The organism is Nocardioides albidus (assembly GCF_006335005.1).
In the GTDB taxonomy this organism is placed as follows: Bacteria; Actinomycetota; Actinomycetes; order Propionibacteriales; family Nocardioidaceae; genus Nocardioides; species Nocardioides albidus.
In genome coordinates this window covers 114,759-123,416 of the sequence record NZ_VDMP01000020.1, presented here as the reverse complement: position 1 = coordinate 123,416, position 8,658 = coordinate 114,759, and the positions used below count along the sequence as shown (strand labels likewise).

8 protein-coding genes are annotated in these 8,658 nt (G+C 72.1%); 2 read left to right on the top strand and 6 right to left on the bottom strand.

Going from position 1 to position 8,658, the window contains the following annotated elements; all coding sequences use genetic code 11:
- The 6 genes from FHP29_RS21615 to FHP29_RS07250 all read right to left on the bottom strand — a co-directional run.
- The coding region (locus tag FHP29_RS21615) for a VOC family protein (protein ID WP_158296512.1) at positions 1-413 on the bottom strand (413 nt) is incomplete at its 3' end.
- A 176-nt stretch (positions 414-589) separates the two neighbouring features.
- Complete coding sequence (locus tag FHP29_RS07270) at positions 590-1,330, bottom strand: GNAT family N-acetyltransferase (protein WP_139622192.1); 741 nt, start codon at positions 1,328-1,330, stop codon at positions 590-592.
- A gap of 59 nt (positions 1,331-1,389) precedes the next feature.
- Entirely contained in the window at positions 1,390-2,349 is a 960-nt protein-coding gene (locus tag FHP29_RS07265; protein ID WP_139622191.1) for a hypothetical protein, read from the bottom strand.
- Positions 2,346-3,308 (bottom strand): pyridoxamine 5'-phosphate oxidase family protein, encoded by a 963-nt coding sequence (locus tag FHP29_RS07260; protein WP_139622190.1) that lies wholly within the window; start codon positions 3,306-3,308, stop codon positions 2,346-2,348. The genes FHP29_RS07265 and FHP29_RS07260 overlap by 4 nt, the downstream gene beginning before the upstream one ends.
- 7 nt (positions 3,309-3,315) lie before the next feature.
- Positions 3,316-5,007, bottom strand: a complete 1,692-nt coding sequence (gene ilvD, locus FHP29_RS07255; RefSeq protein ID WP_139622189.1) for a dihydroxy-acid dehydratase — start codon at positions 5,005-5,007, stop codon at positions 3,316-3,318.
- Between the two features lie 57 nt (positions 5,008-5,064).
- Positions 5,065-6,144, bottom strand: a complete 1,080-nt coding sequence (locus FHP29_RS07250; RefSeq protein ID WP_139622188.1) for a WD40/YVTN/BNR-like repeat-containing protein — start codon at positions 6,142-6,144, stop codon at positions 5,065-5,067.
- Between the two features lie 187 nt (positions 6,145-6,331).
- Here FHP29_RS07250 and FHP29_RS07245 point away from each other — a divergent pair, with 187 nt between their 5' ends.
- Positions 6,332-8,254, top strand: coding sequence for a hypothetical protein (locus FHP29_RS07245; RefSeq protein WP_139622187.1), 1,923 nt, complete (start codon positions 6,332-6,334; stop codon positions 8,252-8,254).
- Positions 8,255-8,343: 89 nt separating this feature from the next.
- Positions 8,344-8,658, top strand: a 315-nt coding sequence (locus FHP29_RS22570; RefSeq protein ID WP_420813395.1) for an EamA family transporter, incomplete at its 3' end; no start/stop codon positions are given.

Below are 8,658 nucleotides of genomic sequence, written 5' to 3'. Positions count from 1 at the left end.
GGCAGCACGATCTCGCCCACCGAGCCCGGGTTGAAGGCCACCTCCCACCGGTAGCCGTCGGGATCGGCGAAGTAGCCGGAGTAGCCGCCCCAGTCACGCTGCTCGGCGGCGTGCACGACCGAGGCGCCGGCCCGCTCGGCCGTCGCCAGCACCTCGTCGACACCTTCGCGGGTCGCCAGGTTGTGGGCGATCGTCAGCGGCGCCACCCCGGGCCCGCGCATCGTCGTACCGACCTCCGCCTCGAAGTGGCTGCGCTCCCACAGGGAGAGCACCAGCAGCGGCCCGGCCTTGAACATGAGGACCTCACCGGGCACGTCGAGCTCGGGCACCCAGCCCAGGCCGTCGCGGTAGAAGCGGCGGGTCGCGTCGAGGTCGTCCACGGCGAGGGTGATGAAGCTGATCCGCTGGTCCATGGGTCCAGCCAAGCACGAGGTGGGCGGCGGGGTCGGGGCTGCGGGGCCGGGCTGCGGGGGCTGGCGGGTGCTGTAACACGTTGTTCGCTGACCTACCCGCCGCAAGACGTCGCTCAACACCGTCTGCACGCGGCTGCAACAGCAGACACGCGGCTGCCAGGTCAGCGAACAACGTGTTACAGCGCGCCCCCGGCGCCGACCGCGCCGCCCGCACCACCCCGCACCCCCAGCCGCTCCCGCTGGCGGCCGGAGGCGTCGAAGTTGGCCGGGTCCAGCCAGCGCTCGTGGGCCGCGCGGACGGCGGGCCACTCGGCGTCGGTGACCGAGAACCAGTCGGTGTCGCGGTTGCGCCCCTGGACGACCATGTGGTTGCGGAAGCGGCCCTCGGCGACGAAGCCCAGGCGCAGCGCGGCCCGCCGGGAGGGCTCGTTGCGGCTGTCGCACTTCCACTCGAAGCGGCGGTAGCCGAGGTCGTCGAGGGCATGGCGCATCAGCAGGTGGATCGCCTCGGTGGCGGCGCGGGTGCGCTGCAGCAGCCGACCGAGGAGGATGCCGCCGACCTCGATCCCGCCGTGGGCCGGCTCGATCCTCAGGTACGACGCGAGGCCGGTCGCCGTACCCGCGGCGTCGCCCTCCAGCGGGACCAGCGCGAAGGTCACCATGGCGGGGTCGTCGAGCTGGCCGGCCAGGTGCATCCACAGGTCCGGGAGGGTCCGGGGCTTCGGGATCGGCCGGTAGGTCCACAGGTCGGCGTCACCCTCGCCGCAGACGGCGGCGAACAGGTCGGCGTAGCGAGCGGAGGTCAGCGGCTCGACGCGGACGTAACGCCCCTCGAGCGGCACCGGCTCGGGCCACGGCCGCGGCTCCCAGCCCGGCACCGGGTCCCCGACCTGCTGGCCGTGCTCGTCGGTCTCCATGCGCAGGCTCCCCCTCTACTGACCCTCTGCTGGCCCTCTACTGGCCCTCTACTGGCCCTCTACTGGAAGGACACGAACCGGACGCGCGGGCGGATCCGGTGGACGGCCTTCGCACCCATCCGGTGCACGTCCTCGTCGTAGAACAGCTTGAAGCCCATGGCGAAGATGTCCGGCCGCGCCACGGCGTGGTAGGTGTCCAGCTTCTGCCCGGGTGTGCCGAACCCGTCGACGTGCTGGAGGAGCTGGAGGCCGTCGCGCTGCTTGATGCGGCCGATGTGGCGCACCATCGAGGTGCGGAACTGGTGGACGACGAACAGCTTCTCCGGGAGGTCGTGCTCGACCACGAGCCGGGAGAGCCAGGCGCTGGTGCGGTTGACCTCGCCGGCGCGGACGCTGCCGATCACCTGGCCCGGGCGCTGGCCGCGCCGCACCCGCCACTCGGGGTCGATGGCGAGTCCGACATGGGGCTGCTCGAGCGCCCACGACCAGCGCCGGGCGACCTTCAGGAAGTCCGTGCGGCCGGTCTGGATGTCGAGCACGAGCAGTGCGCCGAGCTCACGGGCGGCGTCGACGTAGCGGCGTACGCCGGCCTTGCGGATGTCGTGGCTGAAGTCGCCGTCCTTCCCGGGGCGCGCGTCGGCGACGCTGACGATGAGCTCGAAGACCGGACGCACCGGGCGTCCCGGCCGCTCGAAGGGTGCGGCGGCACGCTGCAGCCGACGGAACGCCTTCTTCGGCGAGCTCTCCCCCAGGACTCCGAGCGAGCCGCTGCCCGCGGTGCCGTAGTAGGCGATGAGCATCCCGCGCTCGGGCAGCACCCGCTGCGAGCGCCAGCGTGGCGTGCTGCTCGGGAGGGTGGGCGCATCCGGCACCGCGACCTCGGCATCGACCGGCGCCGCGATCGACGCCCGGTCGTCGTCGGTCACGTCCCGGCTGCCGTGGCCGGGGTCGGCGAACGCCGCGAGGAGGAGCGCCAGTCCCAGGATGAGGACGGCGGCGAGGCGATGCGGTCCGCTCACCAGCGGGCGCGCAGGATCGCGTCGATGGGCGAGGACACCGGGTCGGCGGCGTCGCGGACGAAGACGGCGCTGATCGACCCGTCGCGCTCGTCGTGCGCGTCGCGCAGCGCCCGCCAGGCGGCGAGATTGGGGTGCGGGACCGCGGTGCATGCCTCGGCCGGCGCCAGCGCGGCGATCGCCTCGTCCAACTGCTGGCGGCTCACGTCGAGGGTGGCGGTGGAGCCGTCGTGCTTGAGGACCGTCGCGAGCAGGACCGCCGACAGGCCGTGCTGGCCGCCCGGTGCGTTGAGGTGGCCGATCTCGCCGTCGAGCGCGAGCGCCCAGGAGTAGGGCGCCACCCAGCCGTCGATCTGGGCGGCGAGCCGCTCGCGGATCCGGCCGAGGCCCTCGATCGTCGCCCACTCGTCGAGCGGGTCGAAGTCGAAGGCGGGCAGTCCGTCGATGCTGGTGCGGTTCTTGCGCCGCCGGTAGTCGGCCGACCCGTCCCCGCCCCTGCGCTCGAAGTAGGGCTGGAGCAGGTCGCGCTCGCCGGCGTACTCCATGAGGGGCACGCCGAAGCCGCACGAGTCCGAGATCCGCTCGATGTCGACGACGACCACCGCGCGGGCGCCCGGCAGGTCGGTGAACCGGGCCGCGAGCTCGGCGTACTCCTCGTCGTAGACCGTCACGACCCGGCCGCGCCCGTGGAGACGCACGATGTTGGGCGGGCCCTCGAAGGCGCAGAACATGACCGTGACCCGGCCGTTCTCACGCACGTGCGCAATCGTCTCGCTGCCGCTGCCCGTCCCGTCGACCCAGGCGAACGTCGTCTCGTCGAGCATCCCGAAGGTCCCCGCGATGCCACGGGGCGAGAGGTTGATCCGCCCCTCGCCGGCCAGCGGCGCGGTCGCGACGAAGAACATCCGCTGGGCGTCGACGAACCTCCGCAGCCGCCCGTCGACCCGGTCGTAGAGCTTCACGGACCGGTCAGCTGGTGACGGCGCCGAGGGCGGCCGACTTCACGGTCTTGGCGTACTTGCCGAGCACGCCGCGGGTGTACTTCGGCGGGAGCGGCTCCCAGCCCTCCCGGCGGCGGGCGAGCTCGGCCTCGTCGACCGCGAGCTCGAGGGTCCGGTTGGCCACGTCGAGGGTGATCCGGTCACCGTCGCGCACGAACGCGATCGGGCCGCCGTCGACGGCCTCGGGGGCGATGTGGCCCACGCACAGGCCGGTCGTGCCGCCGGAGAAGCGGCCGTCGGTGACCAGGACGACGTCCTTGCCCAGGCCGGCGCCCTTGATCGCGCCGGTGATCGCGAGCATCTCGCGCATGCCGGGGCCGCCCTTGGGGCCCTCGTAGCGGATGACGACGACGTCGCCGGACACGATCCGGCCCTCCTCGAGCGCGTCCATGGCGGCGCGCTCGCCGTCGAAGACGCGGGCGGTGCCGCTGTAGACGGAGTCGTCGAAGCCGGCGCTCTTGACCACCGCGCCCTCGGGGGCCAGCGAGCCCTTGAGGATGGTCAGGCCGCCGCTCTTGTGGATCGGGGCGTCGAGCGAGCGGATCACCGTGCCGTCGACGGCCGGGGGCGCGAGCTCGTCGAGGTTCTCGGCCATCGTCTTGCCGGTCACCGTGAGGCAGTCGCCGTGCATGAGTCCGGCGTCGAGGAGGGCGCGCATCACCATCGGGATGCCGCCGATCTTGTCCACGTCGTTCATGACGTACTTGCCGAACGGCTTCATGTCGGCGAGGTGCGGGACCTTGTCGCCGATCCGGTTGAAGTCGTCGAGGGTCAGCTCGACCTCGGCCTCGTTGGCGATCGCCAGCAGGTGCAGGACCGCGTTGGTCGAGCCGCCGAGCGCCATCACGACGGCGATGGCGTTCTCGAAGGCCTCGCGGGTCATGATCTGGCGCGCGGTGATGCCCTGACGGAGCAGGTTGACCACGGCCTCGCCGGAGCGGTGCGCGAAGCCGTCACGACGCCGGTCGACCGCCGGCGGGGCGGCGCTGCCCGGCAGGGACATGCCGAGCGCCTCGCCGACCGACGCCATCGTGTTGGCGGTGTACATGCCGCCGCAGGCACCCTCGCCGGGACAGATCGCCCGCTCGATCCGGTCGACCTCCTCGCGGGTGATCTTGCCGGCCAGGCATGCGCCGACGGCCTCGAAGGCGTCGATGATCGTGACGTCGCGGCCGTCGACCTGCCCGGGCATGATCGAGCCGGCGTAGAGGAAGACGCTCGCGAGGTCGAGGCGCGCGGCGGCCATCAGCATGCCGGGCAGCGACTTGTCGCAGCCGGCGAGCAGCACCGAGCCGTCGAGCCGCTCGGCGTTCATGACGACCTCGACCGAGTCGGCGATGACCTCGCGCGAGACGAGCGAGAAGTGCATGCCCTCGTGGCCCATGGAGATGCCGTCGGAGACCGAGATCGTGCCGAACTCGAGGGGGTACCCGCCGCCGGCGTGCACGCCGTTCTTCACGGCCTTGGCGAGCCGGTCGAGGGAGAGGTTGCAGGGGGTGATCTCGTTCCAGCTGGACGCGACGCCGATCTGCGGCTTGGCGAAGTCCTCGTCACCCATGCCGACCGCGCGGAGCATGCCACGGGCGGCGGCCTTCTCGAGACCGTCGGTGACGTCGCGCGAGCGGGGCTTGATGTCGGGGGTGGACGAGGTGTCGGTCATGCGCACAGGTTAGTCGTCACCGCCGACGTCCCTGCGAGGGATCTCAGCCTGACCCGATCAGACGACCCCCGCCTTGACCGACATCACATCGGGGAGGTCGGCCTTGATCTGACGCCAGGACTCGCCGTCGTCGGCCGAGGCCCACACGGACCCGTTGCGCGCGCCGAAGTAGAGGCCCGCCGGATCGTGGGAGTCGGCGCACATGGCGTCGCGCATGACGCCGACGTAGAAGGCGTCGGGCAGCCCGGTGTCGTACGCCGTCCAGGACTCGCCGGCGTCGTCGGAGCGCCACACGCGGGCCTGCGCGTCGGGCGGGTAGCGACGGTCGCCGCCGCCGAGCGGGAACACCCAGATCGTGTCGGGGCGGTGGGGGTGGACCACGATCGGGAACCCGAAGTCGCTGGGCAGGCCGTCACCGATCGACGTCCAGGATCCGCCCTCGTCGTCGGAGCGGTAGACGCCGCCGTGGTTCTGCGCGTAGAGCCGCTCCGGCCGGCTCGGATGGCGGGCGACCTTGTGGACGCACTGACCGAACTCGGGATAGCGCTGGTCCTCGGGCAGGAAGTCGGCGCGGATGCCCTGGTTGCGCGGCGCCCAGGAGGCTCCGCCGTCGGTGGTCCGGTAGACGCCGCCCGTGGACAGGGCCGCGGTGATCGAGCCGGGGTCGGTGGGATGCGGGAGCACGGTGTGGAAGGCCTGGCCGCCGAAGCCGGCGTCCCACTGCTCGCGGTGGGGGTGGTTCCACAGCGCCTCCTCGAGCCGGAAGCTGGCGCCGCCGTCGGTGGAGGTGAAGACCGCGCCCGGCTCGGTGCCGGCGTGCAGGACGCCGTCCCCGACCCCGGGGACGATCTGCCAGATCCGCTCCACGGTGGCGCCGGCGCCCTCGGGGAAGCGGATGGCGCCGTTGGGCGTCTCCTGCCACGTCTCCCCCAGGTCGTCGGACCAGCGCAGCTGCGGACCGAGCCAGCTCGACGAGGCGCCCGCGAACAGCCGCGGCGTCGCGCCGCGGGTGTCGACCAGGCAGGAGTAGACCTCCTCCATGTCGTGATGGGGGCCGGTGAACTCCCAGTCCGCCCGGTCCTCCGACCGCCCCACCCACAGTCCCTTGCGGGTGCCCACCATCAGGATCGTGGTCATCGCGTCCTCCTCGTCGTCCTGTGCTCCCCACTGTGACCGCGACCGCCGACAGAAGTCATCGGTCCGCCGACGAAATCTCCGCAAAAAGTCTTCGCCCGAAAACTGCAAGGTCGGTCCGGGCGGGTGCTCCTACCCACGTCGAACAACCATCCAGGCCGCCTCCGGCCGTCCTCAAGGGAGCACCACGATGCGCACCATCCGCAAGCAGCTTCTCGGCCTCACCACCGCCGCCCTCGCGGTCGGCACCCTCGCCGTCGCCGGCGGTCCCGCCCAGGCCGTCGGCGGGGTCGACGGCGGCAACATCAGCAACTTCGGCGACGTGCCGACCTCGGTCGACGTCGCGGCCTTCGGCTCGGGCGACGCGATCGCCGCCTGGACCAAGCCGGTCGTCGGCGGCACCAAGGTGTACGCCGCCGTCGCCACCAACGGCGTGTGGAGCGCGCCGAAGCAGGTGACGGCGGCGCCCGTCACCGAGGCGCACGACGTCCACGCCGTGGCCAACGGCAACGGCGACCTCGCCGTGGTGTGGAACCAGACCACCGGCGGCGAGCAGAAGGTGCGCGGCGCGCGCTACCTCGGCAACGGCGACTGGGACGGCTCGACCCTGCTCAGCCCGGCCGTCGACATCGAGACCGTCGAGTCGATCGACGCGGGGATCGACGCGGCGGGTCGCGTGCACGTGGCGTACCAGTCGGAGGACGGCGGCGTGACCAACGTGCGCGCGACCGCCTGGGCCAAGGGCGCCGCCCCGGTCCTCGACGACTTCGGTGCGCACAAGTACGCCCCCTCCCTGGACGTGAACCCTGCCGGACAGGTGCTGATGTCCTACTTCGCATCCGCCAACGGCGGCGACGTGATGGTCACCCGTCGTACGGCGAGCGCGGGGTGGCTCGGCCCGCAGCCCCTCGTGTGGAACGGCGCGGTGAGCCAGGACTCCGTGGCCGAGCTCGCCGACGACGGTCGGGGCGCCGTCGTGTTCGGCGGCGTGCAGAACGACGGTCCGCGAGCCGTCGTGGCGCGGGTCGATGCGCTCGGGGCCGTCGGCAACACCGAGCTGGTCTCGCCCTTCGGCGCCGGCACCATCCACCGCGACCTGTCGGTCAGCCCGAACGGCACGATGCAGGTCACCTGGGCGGCGTTCGAGAACGACACGACCTATGTCATCCGGGGAGCGGTCGCCAAGCCCGGCCAGGGGTTCGGCGCGACCATGCTGATCGACCCCGGCACCGTCACCAACCAGATGCACCGCAGCCTGGTCTCCGACGGCGCCGACCAGGTCGTCGTGCACAACGACGCCGACCAGCTGACCCTGCGCCACCACACCAACCCGGTGCTGCCGTGGAGCCAGTACGTCGCCGGCGCCACCAACGGCGCGTTCGCGGCCGACATGGACCGCGACGGCAACGCCGTGGCCGTCGGCATCCAGGAGAACGGCTTCTCGTCGTACGTCGAGGCGGACTTCCTCGACATCGCCGGGCCGGCCGCGACGGTGACCGGTCCGGGCGCCCAGGTGGGCTCCCCCGCGTTCCCGGTCTCGTGGAGCGTCACCGACTCGCTCTCGGGCGTGAAGTCCGTCGACGTCATGGTCCGCTCGGCCGCCTGGAACGCCGGCTTCGGCCCCCAGCAGGTCATCGCGAACAACGTGACCACCTCCGCACAGCCCTTCGCCGGCACGTTCGGCAGCACCCACTGCTTCCAGGCGCAGGGCGCCGACAAGGCCAACAACCTCGGCCTCCGCTCCGCCGAGCGCTGCACCACCGTCCCGCTCGACGACACCTCCCTGGCCGGGAAGAAGTGGAAGCGGATCGCCAAGGTCGGCGCGTTCAACTCCACCGCGACCGTCACCAAGCAGAAGGGCCGCAAGCTCGTCCTGCCCGGCGTCCAGGCCCGCCACCTCGACCTCATCGTCGGCAAGGCCAAGTTGGGCGGCAAGGTCAAGGTCTACTGGAACGGCAAGGTCGTGCGGACCATCAGCCTCAAGGGCAAGGGCAGCCAGGTCACCGTGCCCGTCGCCGACTTCGGCGGCGTCCAGACCGGCACCCTGAAGATCAAGGTCACCAGCAAGGACGGCCGCAAGGTCACCATCGACGGGGTCGTCGCTGCGAAGTGACCACCCGCCCCCGGGAGGGGCACGAACCGCCGGTCCGTGGGGTGACCGGCGGTTCGTCGCATCCACGGCAGACCTCCTACCTTTGGCGGGTGCACCCCTCCCCTCGCCACGGCCCGTCCCTCGGCGTGGCGATCGGGCTCGTGCTGCTCGGGATCGCCTCGGTCCAGGTGGGGGCCGGCTTCGCCAAGCTCCTCTTCGACGACATCGCGCCCAACGGAGTCGTGTGGCTCCGCCTCGCGACCAGCTCGCTGGTCCTGATGGTGTGGGCGCGGCCGCGACTGCGCGGACGCACCCGCGCCGACTGGCTGGTCGCCGCGCGGTACGGCGCCTGCCTGGGCGCCATGAACTGGGGCATCTACCAGTCGTTCTCCCGGATCCCGCTCGGTGTCGCGGTGACCATCGAG

Coding starts and splice junctions, on each gene's coding strand:
- FHP29_RS07270 (WP_139622192.1), bottom strand. CDS start 1,330: ATGGAGACCGACGAGCACGGCCAGCAGGTCGGGGACCCGGTGCCGGGC.
- FHP29_RS07250 (WP_139622188.1), bottom strand. CDS start 6,144: ATGACCACGATCCTGATGGTGGGCACCCGCAAGGGACTGTGGGTGGGG.
- FHP29_RS07245 (WP_139622187.1), top strand. CDS start 6,332: ATGCGCACCATCCGCAAGCAGCTTCTCGGCCTCACCACCGCCGCCCTC.
- ilvD (WP_139622189.1), bottom strand. CDS start 5,007: ATGACCGACACCTCGTCCACCCCCGACATCAAGCCCCGCTCGCGCGAC.